Below are 16,896 nucleotides of genomic sequence, written 5' to 3' on the forward strand. Positions count from 1 at the left end.
TCACCTAAAATTTATATTTATTAACGATCTTAATTAATCATAATTATATTCAGGCTAATTATTATTTAAGCCATTTTAACCAGCTTTGATTAACAATCTGTTTTTCTGATTTAAAACAGGAATCATCAACGGTACTCGGTAAAAGTTGTAATGATAATTGATGAATTTCATTACGCATATCAATATATGCTTTAGTTAATTGTTCAGCTTCTTGGCTATCCATAATTTGATAATTTGCCGCTAATTCTAAAATCCGTACGTTATCACTCCATGTTGTCATTTTAGGATATTGATGAGCATAATTAAGTACCAGATATTGAGATAAGAATTCAATATCACCAATACCGCCTTCATCAATTTTCAAATTAAACCGATGAGATTCAGTAGTACCTAAATGGGCTCGCATCTTTTCACGCATCTCTCGGACTTCGGTTTTTAATATATTTTCCTCACGTTTTTTACATAGAACATCATGTCTGATTTGGTTAAAGCGTTTAATAAGATCTATTTCACCATAAACAGCTCTTGCTCGAACCAGTGCTTGATGCTCCCATGTCCAAGCTTCATGCATTTGATAGTCATAAAATGCATTTAAACTACAAGCTAATAAACCAGCATCACCTTGTGGACGTAAACGAACATCAACTTCATAGAGAATTCCAAAGCTTGTGCGAACATTAAATAGATGAATGATCCGTTGTACTAATCGTAAATAAAATTGACGACTATCAATTTGCTTATCTCCATTAGTCATGCTATCTACAGGACAATCATGAAGAAATACCAGATCTAAATCTGAACCATAACCCAATTCCCAACCACCTAATTTGCCATAAGCGATAATAACCAATCCTTTTTGATTATCAGTTAAATGTGTGGGTTTTCCATAACGAGCAACCATTTGATTCCATGCCATTTGCACAACAAAATCAATTAGTGATTCTGCAACATAGGTCAAATGATCGCTTACTTTCATAGTATTTAATACTTGTTCAACATCAGCAGCAGCTATATGCAGTAATTGCATTTGCTTAAATTGTCTTAAAGCTTCAAGTTGTTGTTCTTCATCATCAACCTCAATACGAAGTAAGTATTGATAAAGTTCACTTTTGTATTCATTAGGTGCAACAGTTTGATAAAGAGAATTAATATCTATTAGTTCATCTAATAAGATTGGATAATGAGCAAGTTGCTCACTAATCATTGGCGAGGCACTACATAATCGAATTAGTTGCTTCAATGCGGTTGGGTATTCAAGCAGTAATTCTAAATACGTTGTTCGACTAACAATATTAACTAATAAGGGTAAAATTCGTGATAATAGTACTAATGTGTTTTTATCATTACAAACCAACTCCAATAATCGTGGCATTAATTGGTCAAGTATTTCACGACCTCGTACCCCAATTGTCCGTTTACCAATATCATCACGAAACTGACAAAGCATTTGATATAATTTTTCAGCATCATCATCTGAGTAAGAAGTTAGTACAGAGGTAACATCACCTAATTGTAAATCTGGGACCCAAAGATCATCAAATTGGTAGTTGTATTGTTTAGAATTAGATGCGGATTCAGATGTATCTTCACCGATAAGTTGGTTAAATACTTGCCTATTAAAATGCATTCTTTTAGTAAGATCTGCTTCAAATTCATGCCAATCATTAAAGTTCATACTAGTGGCTATACGCATTCGATCCAGTTCATCTTCAGGCAATGTCTGAGTTTGCTCGTCATGTATCGCTTGGAGTAAATTTTCACAACGGCGTAAAAAGAAGTAGTTTTCTCGTAAAGTATCTACTTCATTAACACTAAGTAACGATTCTTGTTCTATTACTTGTAAGGCATTTAATAATGAGCGAGTTTGTAGACCTACAACACGTCCACCTCGTATAAGTTGAAAAACTTGTACAATAAATTCAATTTCACGAATACCACCTGCACCAAGTTTGATATTGTTAGTCAAACCTCGACGCCGAACTTCACGCTCTATCATACTTTTCATATTTCGTAATGACTGCAATACACTGAAATCAATGTAACGGCGGTAAACAAATGGTTTTAACATTTGGTAAAGCTCTTTGGTGTAAGGATCTTGCTGATCACCAAGTATTTTAGCTTTTACCATGGCATAACGTTCCCAGTCTCTCCCCTGCTCTTGATAATAATCTTCCATAGCAGAAAAACTTAAAACCAGCGGACCGCCATCGCCAAGTGGACGTAAACGCATGTCAACTCGGTAAACAAAACCATCTTCGGTAATTTGGTCTAGTGTTTTAATTAAGAGTTGCCCTAAACGGGTAAAAAACACCGCATTATCTAATTCTCGCCTGCCACCTTGGGTTTGACCATGTTCAGGGTAGGTAAAAATAAGATCAATATCGGAGGAAAAATTCAGTTCGCCACCACCTAATTTTCCCATACCTAAGATAAGTAAAGGTTGTGCTTGTCCTTGTAAATTACATGGCGTTCCCCATTCTTTACAACTAAGCTCATAAAGCCAATCACGTGCAGTGATAATAATCACTTCAGCTAACTGCGAGAGTTGTAATAAAATCTGCTCATCACTACTTGTGCGGGTTAATTGTGACCATTCAAGCCTTATCAGAATATAACGCCTAAATAATCTTAATACTTTCATTAGAGCTAATTCATCAAATACTGATACTAGTCTTTCATTTAACCATTGTTGATAGAAACATCTTTCATCAGCTTGAGGGGGGTAAGTAATAATATCTGTCAGCCACTCGGGAAATCGATAAAAAGCATCAACCAGAAAATCACTTTGCAGCAAAATATCAAGGTTATCGAGCACCTCTTTTGCATCACATTGTGACAATTGGGATATAATCTTTTGTTTTTGCTCAACAATTAATGGTGAAACTAACGAGCTTGGCTGGGACATAATTAGCACTCACTTAAAATATTTATATATACATAAAATCACCTAATTAAATATTATAAATGACTTTTTAAGTTCACCTATCTTTTTATTAAACAAATCGCTAAAAACAGTATTGATACTTTTTCGCAATCTGTTTACCGATAAAACTATAGCTGCTGACTATCGTTAGGTCTTATATTGCTTGTTTACCTTATCATTGTTATTGGTTATAACGTAACGGTCAATAACAATGTTATATTCTTTGATTCGAATAGCGGGTTAATGTTTATCAAAAAACAGCTTTGTCATCTTTCTTACCAATAAACAACTTGAAATCAACAAAGTAATTAAAAACATCCATAAGTAGAACAATTTAAAAGTATTAGAGATAATATCGAATGGTAGGAAATTATAGATATAGTTGTAAATGTATAGAATAAGTATTAATAAAAGGCAGTTTAATATAAAGGTAATAAGCGAACTAAAAATTACCTTTTTTAAAGCCAAAATTTCTGTTACTGCTGTAAAGCATTTTCTTAGCAAGAAATAACCAATTAAATTTACTATTGATAAAAATATCGCCAATAAGACTATAGAGAAAATCAGGTTACTTAAACTGTAATACATACCATCGAAAAGCAACAAATATGACATGGTTATAAAGAAACAGTTATAAAAACAGATGAATAACACCATATGTAAGTTCTGACTTTCTGTTTCGGTTAATATGATTTCGTTACAGATATAATTTTCTTTGAATAATTTAATACTAAGACAAGTACCAAGTGTTATAAAAAAATAGAAAATGAGATACTCTGCGAGATGAAATATATATGCCGAAAAATTATCTCCATCATTAATATTTAAAAATCTTAGTTTAGACACAATCCAATCATAACTATAAGAGTAGTAACTCAAGCGAAAAACCATATCGCTTAATACAATAAATATGGCAACTAAGAAGGTATTAATAATGTTTTTCCGATTAATTATGGAAATGGAATACTGATTAAATGCTATTGTGGAAATAGTAAAAAGAACTACTGAATTAGGTATTTGAAGAAAAAAACTGATTAAAACTTGCTTAACAATTTTCAAGGCAATTTGATCAGTCCCAACATATAACGATATAAAATCGTTATCAAATCTAGTAAGATAAATAACGGTAAAAACACTATATAGTAACCAATAAAATACCACTAATAATAGTGGTAATTTGAAGAGGGTTGTTTTCATTTTAATTCGTATACCTATTTTTTATTTATTTCAGCCATTAACATCAACTTGAACTTGGTATTCACCTCGCAATAAGCAAACTGTTTAATCGAGTCAATAAATGGTATCGCCATTTGCCACTGTTTAAATTCAGGCTCAATTTGCAGATTTTGGTTAATAAGTATCTCGTTTATTTGAATAAGTAGCTGTTTATAAAAAATTAAATCATTATTTGCTAAAGCATATTCTTCATTTTGTTGCCAAAAGTTTAGTAGACCGGCTAAACTTTGCTCAATTTGTGAACAAAGAACAGTAGGAGTTAAGGTTAAGTTATCTAATAAACGATAGCCCCGAGAAGCCTTACTCTGAGAAAATAGATGTAAGTTAAAGCGACTTAATTCGATCGCAAAGTTGAGCAAATCTTGCTTATTGCCTTGTTTGATTTCTAATTCTACCTCTTGTATTGGCATAGATTGACCATTTGAGGTAATTTGCCCCAAATCTAAAGCAACTTCAATTTCGCTATTGGCAAATGAAATCAGCCAAGTTTGCCGTTTAAAATTGGTGGTAAAAAGAGGCCTTAACTGCGTTAATCCATTAGGTAATGCCTCTTTCGGTAGGACACTTAAATCGAGCTTATCATTAGGTAAAGGTTGATTAATTTCAATGCGTTCATGTAACCCACCTACAGAATTACCTTTTGATTTTAAGGTAATTTCAAAACACTTACTTTGCTCAGTTTCTGTAGTTCGAATTCGAAGACCACAACCATTAAGTCGTAAAAAATGATCTTCAGTATCGTAATAAGTGTTAATCAGATTTAATTGACTAACCAAATGTTGTTGCGATGAAAACTCAGCTTCATCACAACAAACCCATTGATTTAAGTAATTTTGTAACTGCTCTATATCACTTTGATTGATTTGAAACTTTAATTCAATTTCGTTACTCATTTGTCTGTTTTTTATCAGTTATTTTGTTATATGATATACTGATTATTTCCAGAAATATAGCCAATCACTAATTAATAGACAATGTCTGTTTTTGTAGGCTATAAAGCTTAGTAAATAAGCCATTTTTAGCCATTAATTGCTGATAATTGCCTTGTTCTACAATTGAACCTTTATCTAAGACAATAATATTATCAGCGCCAATGATGGTTTTTAAGCGATGAGCAATAACAATGACAGTTCTATCTTTTACTAGATTAGCAATGGCTTCTTGAATATAAACTTCATTTTCTGGATCCAAAGAAGCGGTAGCTTCATCAAGCAAAATAATAGGTGCATTTTTTAATAATGCCCTCGCAATTGAGATACGTTGTCGTTCACCACCAGAAAGTTTACTACCGTTTTCACCAATTAATGTATTCCAACCATCTGGTAATCGAGCTACTAGTTCGTCACATCTAGCAATTTTAGCCGCTAGTTTTACCTCTTCATCAGTAGCATTATGCCTACCAATTCGAATATTATTCATGATAGTATCATCAAACAATACCACCTGCTGAAAAACAAAAGCCATTGAATGCATTAATGTTTCCGGATCTATTTGCTTAATATCTTGATTATCTATAGTAATTTTTCCTGAAGTTACATCCCAGAAACGTGCAATCAACTGTAATAAAGTACTTTTACCACTACCAGATGGTCCAACTAGTGCTGTCATTTTTCCTTCAGGTATAGTGCAACTTACATTATTAATAACACTTGTCTGGTTATAGGAAAAATTAATCTGATCAATATTGATATTATAATTAGTAAAAGTCACATCATCTTTACCTTCCATAATAGGTTCATTTTGCAGACTCTTCATTCTATCGATAGAAACCAGCATATAGAACAGTTCAGGTAATAATGTTAAAACTGAAATTAAAGGACTATAAATTCGCGAGCTAATAATTACAAAGGCAATAAAAGTAATTGGATCCAAACTTCCAGAAACCATTAAAGTTACTCCGAGTAAAACAACAATACCTAGCCCCACTTGTAATGTCATAGTAGACAAAGTAACAATAATTCCACCTATTCCTTCAAACTTAATTGATGCCCACATCATATTTTTCAAAGCTTTATCTAAGCGCTGGAATTTTTTACCACTTAACCCAAAACCTTTTATGATTTTTATACCATCGAGATATTCTTGAACCTCATCGGAAACAGCTAATTTAGCTTGAACATGTTTTTCACCCAATTTTTGTTCAAGTCTTTTACCGGCAACAACAATAATAATAGCAATCGGCAGAGTACAAAAAATAGCTGCAGACATCCGCCAATCATAGAATGCTAATAAGCAACAAGTTATTAGACTACTAACGGAATATCCTATTAATTGCGGTATAACGTGACTAAGCATATTTTCAATAACCGCACAATCACCCATAATATTTGCAGTAAGTTCAGAAAGATCTTTTCGATTAAAAAAGCTTAGTGGTAATTTGCGAAGTTTTTCAGCAACCGCAATTCTAGTATTGGCCGCTTGACCAAAAGCATTAGCGTAAGTCTTTTTATATTCTCTTTTATAACAGATTAAGAACAAAATTGCCGATAACACGCCTAAGCCCGCCATTATCCAAAGATAATAAACATTCACTGGTATTTGATTAGTTAAAGGCTCAATTAACAACATGATTACCTGTAATAAAATTACAAAGGGCAACATTAATGTCAAATTGGATAAGGTACAAGCAATGATAGCTTGATTAAGATTTTTACTTTCTATATCTGACAACATCAATATTTTTTTAAACATGTGCAACTCCATCATTATGACAAGAGTGATCTGAATGACAATTTTTAGCTGAATTTGACTGATCCATTTGCCAATCTAATGTTTGTCTGTAATATTGCCACATTTTGTAATAGGTATTTTGTTTATCAATAAGTTGTTGGTGGGTTCCTTTTTCAACAATACTTCCTTTATCTAATACCACAATTTGATCGGCATCTTTTATTGTTGATAGACGATGAGCAATCATAATAACGGTTTTACCTTCCATTAATACTTTTAAGGCAAGTTGAATTTTGTATTCATTTTCAGGATCAGCAAAAGATGTAGCCTCATCAAGAATCAATATAGGTGAGTTTTTTAGTAATGCTCGAGCAATTGCTAATCGTTGCATTTCTCCACCAGACAAATGCAATCCTTTAGAGCCTATTACAGACTGATAGCCATCTGGTAATTTTTCAATAAAATCATGACACTGAGCAGCTTTAGACGCGGCAATAACTTCGTCTAGATCGGCATCTGGTTTGCCGATTTTAATATTATCTAAAATTGTTTGTTTAAAGAGAAAAACATCTTGAAACACAAAGCTAACTAATGACAATAAATATTCACTACTCATTTGTTTGATATCTACACCACCAATGGTTATTGATCCTTCTCCAGGATCAAAAAAGCGCGGAATAAGTAATGAAATGGTACTTTTGCCACTACCAGAAAGCCCAACTAATGCGGTCGTTGTTCCCTGTTTGGCAGTAAAAGAGATGTGATTGAGGGCATTACTTTCTAAAGAATCATTATCTTTATTCTCATTATAAGAGAATGTAACATCATTAAAACAAATGTCATAATTATCAACTTCAAGACCTGATTCAGGTTCAGCCAATGATTTTATATTGAGGACATTATCCATATTTTCAACACTTTTAACTGCTCTTTGAAAACCTTGTGATACATATAAAAGTTTGAAAAAAGGCGCAGGTAAAGCTAATGAGAAAATTAAATAGAAAATAGATGACAAAATAAAATTGGCATAATTTTCTGTTGTACCTAGTAATAAAATCATTACTGGAATAATAAAAAGATAGATATTATTTAATATGAGCAAAAATAGTGCCATATGATATTTAAAACAATCTATAAACTTAAGGCAATATTGTTGATAAGCTTTGATCGATTCATAAAAGCGTTTAAAAGAAAAGAAAGTTTGATTAAAAGCTTTAACCACTGTTATACCACGAATATATTCAACTGATGCATTACTCATATCAATTAATCGGGTTTGGAACTCTTGCATATTGTTTTTAATTTCTTTACGACGATAACCGCTTTTCAAAACAATATAAGCTAAAATGATTGGTACCAATGTTGCCAAGCCTAAACGCCAGTCGAAAATGGCTAAAATAATAAAAATAATAATTGGAGTAGCAAATGAGCCAATCATATCAGGCAGCTGGTGTGCAATAAAAATCTCTATTTTTTCAATATCATCATCAACAATTTTTCGTAATTCACCACTTGAATGTTTAGTGTAAAATCCAAGAGGCAAACATGATAAGTATCGAATAAAATTGTATTTTAAATGATAAAGCGTTTTAAACGCAGCAATATGCGAGAGACAAAGTGCAACAAAATTTAAAAATATAGATGATGCCGCAGCAATAAAAGCTACCCACCCATATTCGATAATAAGTTCATTATTTAATGTAGTGTTGTTGGTTAGACTGATAATAATTTCATAAACAATGTAATATACTGAAATAAAAGGAATAAAAGCAGTAGCGACGCTTAAGATTGAAAATAAACAAGATAAAATGATAAGTATTTTATATCGAAAAGCAAGTTGCCAAAGACGAGAAGTAGGATTGTTATTACACGTTTTCATAAAATGAACACTCCATTGTGGTAATAATAATCATTATCAGTTATAAATTTTAAAATAACAATTACTTTTGCCCCTACTTTGATTTATCTTAGCTATTACTATTATAGATATTACAGACAAAAAAAGACTATCCTATTTATGACTAAATAATAATATTGTAAATAAAATAGTGAAAAATTTGATTATTCTTGTAATTAAGAATAATTATTTGACAACTCGGAAAGGATTAACTGGCTTCGGTTTAACATTTTCTGCTGGTTTATTCGCACCTTCTCTGAGAGCTTTATAATATGGTTCATCCTCAAATCCCATACCAACACCATTTTCACGAGCATAAATAGCTTCAATAGCCGCCATGGGTACAACAATATGTTGAGGTATACCAGAAAACCTAGCATTAAATTCGATTTGTTCATTATTAGCTAAATATTGGCCGACCGATTGCGGGGCAATATTAAGTACGATTTGATTATCTTTTATAAACTCTTGCGGTACTAATACACCATATACAGATGTATCAACCACAATATACGGAGTTAATTCGTTATCTAATATCCAGTCATAAAAAGCCCGAAAGATATAAGGGCGACGAGGAGTCATGTTATCAATTTCCATAACGGCTACCTTGTTTAATTGCTAATCTGTTGTTAGATAAAAAATAAACTATTACGCTCTAATTTTCTTTTCATCTTCAGTTAAAGAGCTTATAAAAGCTGGACGTTCAAAAATGCGAGCCATATAAGCAAGATAATTCTTCTCGGCTATTTTTGGCAACTCAATACCAATCATAGGTAAACGCCAAAGTAGAGGAGCAAAATAACAATCACATAATGTAAAATCATCACTCATAAAGTAATCTTTTTCTTTAAACATTATGGAGATTGATACTAGATCATCAAGTAAATTTTTACGTGCTTGTTTAGCAGCTTCACTGTCCGGATTAGCTAAAATTGTTTCATAAGCGCTATACCATTCTTTTTTAATGCGATACATGGTTAATCGAGAATTCGCTCTTACAATTGGGTAAACAGGCATTAGCGGTGGATGAGGAAAACGTTCATCTAAATATTCTAATGCAATATGTGGTTCATATAAGGTAAGGTCACGATCAATTAGTGTTGGAATTGAACCGTAGGGATTTAAATCCAATAATTCTTGAGGTAGATTATCTGCTGTAACAAACTCGAGCTCAGCTGTTACCCCTTTTTCTGCCAACACAAAACGAATCTGATGGCCATAAATATCTGTTGTATCACAAAATAATGTCATTACAGAACGTTTATTAACAGCAACAACCATGTTCACTCCAAATATGCAAATTTAAAATAAGTTATTATATGATTGCTATTCTAGCAAATTGGATAACAAATTTGTTAAAAAAAATGAATTTTCTTTTTGTTTTTTCTCAGATTTGTATTTTTTTCGTCTTAGAAAAAGATTATATTTTTAGATGAGAATAAAATATTTATGATATATCATATTGAATAATAATAAATTATTTTTATTTAGGTGGTTGTTATCTAAATTTATATAGTAATAAATAAAACAGAAAAAAAACCCAGCTTGCGCTGGGTTTTTGAAACAAATTTGTAACGTAGCAATTAACGTTTGCTGAATTGTGGACGACGACGAGCTTTGCGTAGACCCACTTTTTTACGTTCAACTTGACGCGCATCACGAGTAACAAAGCCCGCTTGACGTAATGAAGAACGTAAAGTTTCATCATATTCCATTAATGCACGAGTAATACCGTGACGAATTGCACCAGCTTGACCTGAAATACCACCACCTTTAACAGTGATATAAAGATCAAGTTTGTCAGTCATTTCAACTAACTCAAGCGGTTGCATAACAACCATACGAGCTGTATCACGACCGAAGTATTGCTCTAATGAACGTTTATTAATAACGATATTTCCACTACCTGGTTTGATAAACACTCGAGCAGCGGAACTTTTGCGGCGACCTGTACCGTAATATTGATTATCAGCCATCTTCTATCCCCTTAAATATCTAATACTTGCGGTTGTTGTGCCGCATGATTGTGCTCACTACCTGCATAAACTTTTAGTTTACGGTACATTGCACGACCAAGAGGACCTTTCGGTAACATGCCTTTTACAGCAATTTCGATGACTTGTTCAGGATGACGTTCAATCATTTCTTTAAAAGTCGCTTCTTTAAGTCCACCGATGTAACCAGTATGACGATAATAGATCTTATCAGTGCGTTTTTTGCCTGTTACAGCAACTTTTTCTGCATTGATAACGATAATATAGTCACCTGTATCAACATGTGGTGTATATTCTGCTTTGTGTTTACCACGCAAACGGCTTGCGATTTCAGTAGCTAAACGACCTAACGTTTTACCTGCTGCATCAACAACATACCAGTCGCGTTTAACTGTTTCTGGTTTAGCTGAAAAAGTACTCATTCGTATTTATCCAAATTTTAATTAATCTCACGTTAATAAATCATTTGATTTATTTACACTTTTTGATTGCTACTATTAACTAACTAACCCCTTCGAGTTGCTATACTAATTTTGACAATCGAAAACAGTGTTGGGAAGAACACTGTTGTAACGTGGGTGGCAATATTATACAGAAATATTATAAAAGCGCTAGAACTTATAATAAAAAAACCATAGCGATAAAAAACAGTAACTGCTACACTTTTAGTTAACCTTTAATTACACGATATCAATTGATGAAAAAATTAATTCAACTTACTGAAAAAGATTATATAAGCAAAGGACTACATAGAAAGTGCTACCACCATCCAGATGATCCGAATAAATGTATCAAAGTGAATTATAATGATGGTGCCGAAGAGGAAACAAACCGTGAAATTGCTTATTATAAACATCTTATAAAACGCAAAATATCGTGGGATGTTTTAGCAAAATATTATGGCCCAGTAACAACTAATTTTGGACAAGGACATGTTTTTGAATTAATTAGGGACTATGATGGGAAAATTGCTACACCGTTAGAAAAATATCTCTTTCACGAACAATTAACTCAACAATATTATAGTGAGTTAGTTGTATCACTTAAAGCATTAAAAACAGCGTTATTAAAAGATCGAATTATTACCATGACAATCAAGAGTAAAAATATTTTATTTCAGCATTTGTCATCTGAAAACAATCGCTTAATCATTATTGATAATATAGGTAATTCAACCTTTATTCCGATTGCTAATTATGTCGGATTTTTTGCCAAAGCAAAAATAGAACGCACTTGGCAACGTTTTTTGTCATCACTTATTAAAGAAAATCAATATAACAATTTAATAACTAAGTTAATTGATGAAGTGAATCATTAAGTCTAACTTCGGCAATAGTACCTATTTGACGGTCCTGCCGATTTCTTAATGTAAATTGCCCATGATGTAATTTAGTAATTCGATTAACGATACTTAAGCCAAGCCCTATTCCATTATGTTTACGATCCATTCGGAAGAAGGCTTGGGTTAAATTTTCAGTCTTTGATTCATCAATACCACAACCTTCATCTTGAACAGTAATAATAATATCTTGAATGTCTTTATAAAAGCATATCGTAATTTTACTTTTATTCGGACTATATCGATAACTGTTTTCAACAAGATTGCGAATCAGTAAACGAATCAGAGTAGCATCGCCACTAAAAGTAATCTTATTAGTAATTTGCCATTCAATCGTTTGTTGTTTCTGTTCTGTTAATTCAGTTAACTCATCAAAAAGTGACATTTGAATATCATCATAAAAATTAATTTTTTGATACTGACCTAACGTAAATTTTTGACTAGCCCTAGCAAGCATTAAAAGTTGTTCTACGGTATTGACTAAACGATCTATACGTTCAATTAATTCACGACAATCAATTTTATTTTTTGCTTCAAGTAATTCTAAATGCAGACGAATACCAGCCAATGGTGTTCGCATTTCATGAGCAACATCGGCAGTGAATAGACGTTCTTGCGAAAGAGTATTATTGAGTCTCTCAAATAAATTATTTAATACCAACGTAATCGATTTGATTTCACGCATATTACTAATTGGCTTTATCGGCTTAAGATTATCCGCGGTTCTTTGATTTAGATCCTTTTCCAGAATCTCTAAAGGTTTAGTAATCCATTTAATAGCTTTATAAGCTAAAAATAATGTCACAGCCATCATAGAAAAAGCTGAACAAAACAGAGCAAAAATAGCCTCTAACTCCTCGTGCTCAACTACTTCGTCGATTTTATTTTTACTTAATGTTAAATTAACTAGAACATCAATTTGCTCTTTACTTTCATGCCATAACCAAAATACCGTAATAATTTGGCAAATTAACATAATAGCGCCTAAAGTAAAAAAAAGATTCCAACGAATACTATGACGGATCTTGGTCAAGGATTTTTCAATCATAAATTTATCATTCACTAAATTTAGAATAATAGCTAATTATCAATATTGAGTTGATAACCATATCCACGTACAGTTTTGATTAAATGTTTACCTAATTTATTTCGTAACGCATGAATATAAACCTCAAGCACATTTGAACTAGGATCACTTTGCCAATCATATAAATCATTTTGCAATAAATTACGATGTACTTTTTCTCCAGCTTTTAACATTAATCTAGACAATAAAATAAACTCTTTAGGTGTTAATATAACTTCTTGTCCATTTAATGTCGCTGTTTGTCGTTTAATATCAATGCTAATCGGGCCATAATTAATAACATTATCAGCTGTTCCTTGATTTCGACGAATCAATGCCCTGACTCTTGCTAGTAATTCAGTTAAAGCAAAAGGCTTAATTAAATAATCATCAGCACCAAGATCTAAACCTTCTACTCTATCTTCAATAGTATCGCGGGCAGTTAAAATAAGAACAGGAACCTCAATTTGTTTTTTACGCCAACGAGTGAGTAAATCTAAACCATCGCAATCTGGCAGTCCCAAATCAAGAATAATTAAACTGAATTGCGAAAACTCTATATGTTCTTCCGCTTGCTTACCATTAGATGCCACTTCACAAACATAGCCATCAGACGTTATACCATCGTATAACCCTTTTTGTAATAAACTATCGTCTTCGACTATAAGTATTTTCATTATAGTTCAACCTTAAGTAGATTTGAAAAATACCCTAACTAGCATAGTTAACTAGTATATGCCTAACCTTGAACAACTTAAATTTTTAATCATTTATAAATTTTGTAATATAGAAACCAAAATTTTTTAATTAAATAAACTGATATAAAACTTAATAACATACCAACTAGAATATCTAGTGGCCAATGAACCCCTAAGTAGATACGACTCCAACAAACAAGCAAAGCAACTACAGTAGATAAATAAGCAAACGATTTAAATTGCTTTTTATAATTTAAATAAATAGAAAAACAGATAGTCCAAATAAAAACAGCATGCTGACTCGGTAACGAACTGGTTTTATCATGAGTTAAAAAATTAGTACCCACATTAAGTACAAATGGCCGTGGCGAATAAAATAGATGCCTCATAATAAAAGTAACAGTTAGCACCAATGCTAAACTTATTAAAATTTTTATCACCAATGTTCTATATACTGGTTTGTATATACAGTATATTGCTAATAAGCCAATAGGTAGCAATATTAAGTAATTAGCACAAAACACAGCAAAAAGAATAAACAACTTCGAAGCGTGTTCTTGAGCATTAATTAATAAAAAAAGATGAGTGTTCATATTAAGTAACATATCAAAACCAATATTGATAATACTTACTTATAATTTAGCAAACAAAGCTTAAAAGAACCTTAATAACCTTTTTGACTTTTTTAGAGATGTTTTGCTCAATACTATTAAAACAAACCATCTAGCTATTTTTTGCGAGAAAATAAATGATATTTTGGTAATACTGATACTGTAAAATCAAGTGTGGCACAAATAATAAAATAAACCATAATAACAAACAAAAAAATCTCTGTAGGATAAACCATACTACGATTATTAATTTGGGTAGCAATAAAGGTAAACTCTGCAACACCAACGATATAAGCTAGAGAGGTATCTTTAATTAATGATACCCACTGATTAACAAAGGAAGGTAACATCATTTTTAATGCTTGTGGCAAGATAATAAAAATAATGACTTGGGTTTTCGTGAAACCTAATGAAAAAGCTGCTTGCCATTGTTCTTTGCCAATAGCTACCATTCCTGCATGAACAGAATGACCAATGTATGCACCACCAATTAATGATAAAGCAAAAATCACAGTAGTGATAGCTGGCACATCAATATTTAATAAAACTGGCAATAAAAAATAAGTCCAAAATATGAGCATAATAACGGGAATCGCTCTTAAAAAACCTAATACAATAACTAAAAGTTTACGTAAAAATCCGTCACAAACCGTTAAACCGACTCCCGCGAAAATACCCAAAATGGTCGAAAAAACAATAGCAGCAAAACTCATTAACAATGTTAATACTACGCCACCAGGGAAATTACCAAAAATAAGATAATCGAGATTATGCCAAATAATTTCAAAACCCTTAAAATCCATAACGTATTAGACCTTGCCTATTTGTAAATATTTTGATTGATAAATATTGCCTAGGGTACCCACAATAACAATAGCGAAAATATATAAAAAAGTTGCTACTGCAAAATCCTGAAATGTTTTTAACGATTCGGTTTCTACTTGACGAGAAACATAAGATAGTTCTAACACACCTATTGCCATGGTTAGCGATGAGTTTTTGATAATATTCATATATTGACCGATCAATGGAGGAAAAGCGATACGAAAGCTTTGCGGTAAAATAATAAATCGCATACTCTGCCAACGAGTGAGACCTAACGCTAATGAGGCTTGTTCTTGTCCATTACTCACCCCCATAATACCAGCCCGGAATTCTTCAGCAATAAAAGCACTGGAATAACATGTTAAACCAATTAAACCAATAATAAATTCAAAAGATGGCATTTTTAGAGTGAACAAAAACAGTTGAATTTCTGGTTCATCAAATAACCATAATTTAAACTCAATCGGTAACAAATTACCAATACCAAAATACCAGAAAAAAAGTTGCGGTAGTAATGGCGAATAACGAAAAATGGCGTTATATCCAATAACAACGCCTTTGATAATTTTAATATGACTTTGCTGAGCAATAACTAATAAAAATCCTAATGTGGTAGAAAAGATAATTGTTAAAAAAGAGATAGCCATAGTGACTAAAAAACCATCCCACAACCACCACAAATAACGTGGCTCTAGTAATTGCTCATACATATAATTTATTGACCTTTACCTATTTTGAAATCACCACGAGGCATCGCAGAATTTGTATCTGGACCAAACCAGCGGTTATAAATAGTCAATGCTTCACCATCATTTTCAAGTTTTAACAATATTTGATTAACTTTTTCTTTTAAACGAGTTTCACCTTTTGGAACACCAACAGCTTGATATTCTTCAGTAATACTAAATGGTGAAATTTCAAAAACAGCACGTTGTTCTTCTGGGACATTTGCGAGTAAACCAATTAACTTAGCATCATCTTGAGTAATAGCTTGTACCACTCCATTACGTAATGCTGCAAAAGCAAAAGGCGTATCATCATAAGAAATCACTTTAGCGGTTGGGAACTTTTCACGTAACGTAATTTCCATTACAGTCCCTTTATCAGCCCCTATACGAAGATTTTTAAGATCATCAGCTGTTTTTAACAATCCTTTTTTAGCCACAAACTTCTGACCAGTGGCAAAATAAGGCAAACTAAAATCAACTGTTTTAGCTCGCTCATCAGTAACCGTAAAGTTGGCAACGATCAAATCCGCTTTTTGCGAGGTAAGTAATGGAATACGATTAGCTGGATTAGTTGGAACAAGTTCCACTTTTACATTTAATGCTTTAGCTATTTCATTAGCATAATCAACATCTAGCCCGGCAATTTTATTGGTTTTTTCATCAATAAATCCAAACGGAGGATTACTATCAAATACAGCAATCTTAATCTCACCTCGTTTTTCAATATCGTCTAAACGATCTGCATAAGCAGTGTTCACGCCTAATAGTGTGCTAATCAAAGCTACAGCTGTTAATGATTTAGTTAGAAATTTCATGACAACATCCTTAATAAGAGAGGTATTTACATAAAAAGTCTAACAATAAATAGTCTTTAGGATAAATAACAAATATTTACATCTATATAACTAT

At 32.2% G+C, this 16,896-nt stretch carries 15 protein-coding genes; 1 reads left to right on the top strand and 14 read right to left on the bottom strand.

All coding sequences use genetic code 11. From position 1 onward, the window contains the following. Positions 1–61: 61 nt before the first annotated feature. The 8 genes from glnE to rplM form a co-directional block, all read right to left on the bottom strand. Entirely contained in the window at positions 62–2,905 is a 2,844-nt protein-coding gene (gene glnE, locus H3U96_RS08775; RefSeq protein WP_198196348.1) for a bifunctional [glutamate--ammonia ligase]-adenylyl-L-tyrosine phosphorylase/[glutamate--ammonia-ligase] adenylyltransferase, read from the bottom strand. Positions 2,906–4,134: 1,229 nt separating this feature from the next. Next, positions 4,135–5,052, bottom strand: a complete 918-nt coding sequence (locus H3U96_RS08780) for an inorganic triphosphatase (protein ID WP_086360779.1) — start codon at positions 5,050–5,052, stop codon at positions 4,135–4,137. 67 nt (positions 5,053–5,119) lie between these two features. Beyond that, entirely contained in the window at positions 5,120–6,856 is a 1,737-nt protein-coding gene (locus tag H3U96_RS08785) for an ABC transporter ATP-binding protein (protein WP_175046748.1), read from the bottom strand. After that, positions 6,843–8,708: an ABC transporter ATP-binding protein gene (locus H3U96_RS08790; protein WP_110453599.1), complete on the bottom strand. Its 1,866-nt coding sequence runs from the start codon at positions 8,706–8,708 to the stop codon at positions 6,843–6,845. Before H3U96_RS08790 ends, H3U96_RS08785 begins: the two co-directional genes overlap by 14 nt. A gap of 204 nt (positions 8,709–8,912) precedes the next feature. Further along, the gene (locus H3U96_RS08795) at positions 8,913–9,323 is read right to left on the bottom strand and encodes a ClpXP protease specificity-enhancing factor (protein WP_065650875.1); all 411 of its coding nucleotides are present in this window, start codon (positions 9,321–9,323) and stop codon (positions 8,913–8,915) included. Between the two features lie 51 nt (positions 9,324–9,374). Next, positions 9,375–10,007, bottom strand: a complete 633-nt coding sequence (locus H3U96_RS08800; protein ID WP_198196352.1) for a glutathione S-transferase N-terminal domain-containing protein — start codon at positions 10,005–10,007, stop codon at positions 9,375–9,377. Positions 10,008–10,309: 302 nt separating this feature from the next. After that, entirely contained in the window at positions 10,310–10,702 is a 393-nt protein-coding gene (rpsI, locus tag H3U96_RS08805) for a 30S ribosomal protein S9 (RefSeq protein ID WP_034901366.1), read from the bottom strand. Positions 10,703–10,713: 11 nt separating this feature from the next. Next, a complete protein-coding gene (gene rplM, locus H3U96_RS08810; RefSeq protein WP_034901369.1) occupies positions 10,714–11,142 on the bottom strand; it encodes a 50S ribosomal protein L13 in 429 nt (142 codons plus the stop codon). A gap of 275 nt (positions 11,143–11,417) precedes the next feature. Here rplM and H3U96_RS08815 point away from each other — a divergent pair, with 275 nt between their 5' ends. Then, positions 11,418–12,038, top strand: coding sequence for a YrbL family protein (locus H3U96_RS08815; protein WP_065614287.1), 621 nt, complete (start codon positions 11,418–11,420; stop codon positions 12,036–12,038). Here H3U96_RS08815 and pmrB read toward each other — a convergent pair. From pmrB to H3U96_RS08845, 6 genes are all read right to left on the bottom strand, one after another. Continuing rightward, a complete protein-coding gene (gene pmrB / locus H3U96_RS08820) occupies positions 12,010–13,107 on the bottom strand; it encodes a two-component system sensor histidine kinase PmrB (protein ID WP_086361235.1) in 1,098 nt (365 codons plus the stop codon). The two genes, H3U96_RS08815 and pmrB, sit on opposite strands and share 29 nt — an antisense overlap. Positions 13,108–13,139: 32 nt before the next feature. Further along, the gene (gene pmrA, locus H3U96_RS08825) at positions 13,140–13,802 is read right to left on the bottom strand and encodes a two-component system response regulator PmrA (protein WP_034901372.1); all 663 of its coding nucleotides are present in this window, start codon (positions 13,800–13,802) and stop codon (positions 13,140–13,142) included. A gap of 89 nt (positions 13,803–13,891) precedes the next feature. Continuing rightward, entirely contained in the window at positions 13,892–14,428 is a 537-nt protein-coding gene (locus H3U96_RS11455; protein ID WP_065650878.1) for a phosphatase PAP2 family protein, read from the bottom strand. 122 nt (positions 14,429–14,550) lie between these two features. Further along, positions 14,551–15,237: an amino acid ABC transporter permease gene (locus H3U96_RS08835; RefSeq protein WP_065577994.1), complete on the bottom strand. Its 687-nt coding sequence runs from the start codon at positions 15,235–15,237 to the stop codon at positions 14,551–14,553. Positions 15,238–15,243: 6 nt separating this feature from the next. Next, positions 15,244–15,969, bottom strand: a complete 726-nt coding sequence (locus H3U96_RS08840; protein WP_034901374.1) for an amino acid ABC transporter permease — start codon at positions 15,967–15,969, stop codon at positions 15,244–15,246. A gap of 5 nt (positions 15,970–15,974) precedes the next feature. Beyond that, complete coding sequence (locus H3U96_RS08845; protein ID WP_065577995.1) at positions 15,975–16,802, bottom strand: ABC transporter substrate-binding protein; 828 nt, start codon at positions 16,800–16,802, stop codon at positions 15,975–15,977. Between the last annotated feature and the right edge of the window lie 94 nt (positions 16,803–16,896).

This window comes from Gilliamella sp. M0364, assembly GCF_016100565.1.
GTDB classification, from domain to species: Bacteria; Pseudomonadota; Gammaproteobacteria; order Enterobacterales; family Orbaceae; genus Gilliamella; species Gilliamella apis.

What these genes read in the sequence shown, in the direction of transcription:
- glnE (WP_198196348.1), bottom strand. Translation starts at nt 2,905, where the DNA reads ATGTCCCAGCCAAGCTCGTTAGTTTCACCATTAATTGTTGAGCAAAAA.
- H3U96_RS08780 (WP_086360779.1), bottom strand. Translation starts at nt 5,052, where the DNA reads ATGAGTAACGAAATTGAATTAAAGTTTCAAATCAATCAAAGTGATATA.
- H3U96_RS08790 (WP_110453599.1), bottom strand. Translation starts at nt 8,708, where the DNA reads ATGAAAACGTGTAATAACAATCCTACTTCTCGTCTTTGGCAACTTGCT.
- H3U96_RS08795 (WP_065650875.1), bottom strand. Translation starts at nt 9,323, where the DNA reads ATGGAAATTGATAACATGACTCCTCGTCGCCCTTATATCTTTCGGGCT.
- H3U96_RS08800 (WP_198196352.1), bottom strand. Translation starts at nt 10,007, where the DNA reads ATGGTTGTTGCTGTTAATAAACGTTCTGTAATGACATTATTTTGTGAT.
- rpsI (WP_034901366.1), bottom strand. Translation starts at nt 10,702, where the DNA reads ATGGCTGATAATCAATATTACGGTACAGGTCGCCGCAAAAGTTCCGCT.
- rplM (WP_034901369.1), bottom strand. Translation starts at nt 11,142, where the DNA reads ATGAGTACTTTTTCAGCTAAACCAGAAACAGTTAAACGCGACTGGTAT.
- H3U96_RS08815 (WP_065614287.1), top strand. Translation starts at nt 11,418, where the DNA reads ATGAAAAAATTAATTCAACTTACTGAAAAAGATTATATAAGCAAAGGA.
- pmrB (WP_086361235.1), bottom strand. Translation starts at nt 13,107, where the DNA reads ATGATTGAAAAATCCTTGACCAAGATCCGTCATAGTATTCGTTGGAAT.
- pmrA (WP_034901372.1), bottom strand. Translation starts at nt 13,802, where the DNA reads ATGAAAATACTTATAGTCGAAGACGATAGTTTATTACAAAAAGGGTTA.
- H3U96_RS11455 (WP_065650878.1), bottom strand. Translation starts at nt 14,428, where the DNA reads ATGTTACTTAATATGAACACTCATCTTTTTTTATTAATTAATGCTCAA.
- H3U96_RS08835 (WP_065577994.1), bottom strand. Translation starts at nt 15,237, where the DNA reads ATGGATTTTAAGGGTTTTGAAATTATTTGGCATAATCTCGATTATCTT.
- H3U96_RS08840 (WP_034901374.1), bottom strand. Translation starts at nt 15,969, where the DNA reads ATGTATGAGCAATTACTAGAGCCACGTTATTTGTGGTGGTTGTGGGAT.
- H3U96_RS08845 (WP_065577995.1), bottom strand. Translation starts at nt 16,802, where the DNA reads ATGAAATTTCTAACTAAATCATTAACAGCTGTAGCTTTGATTAGCACA.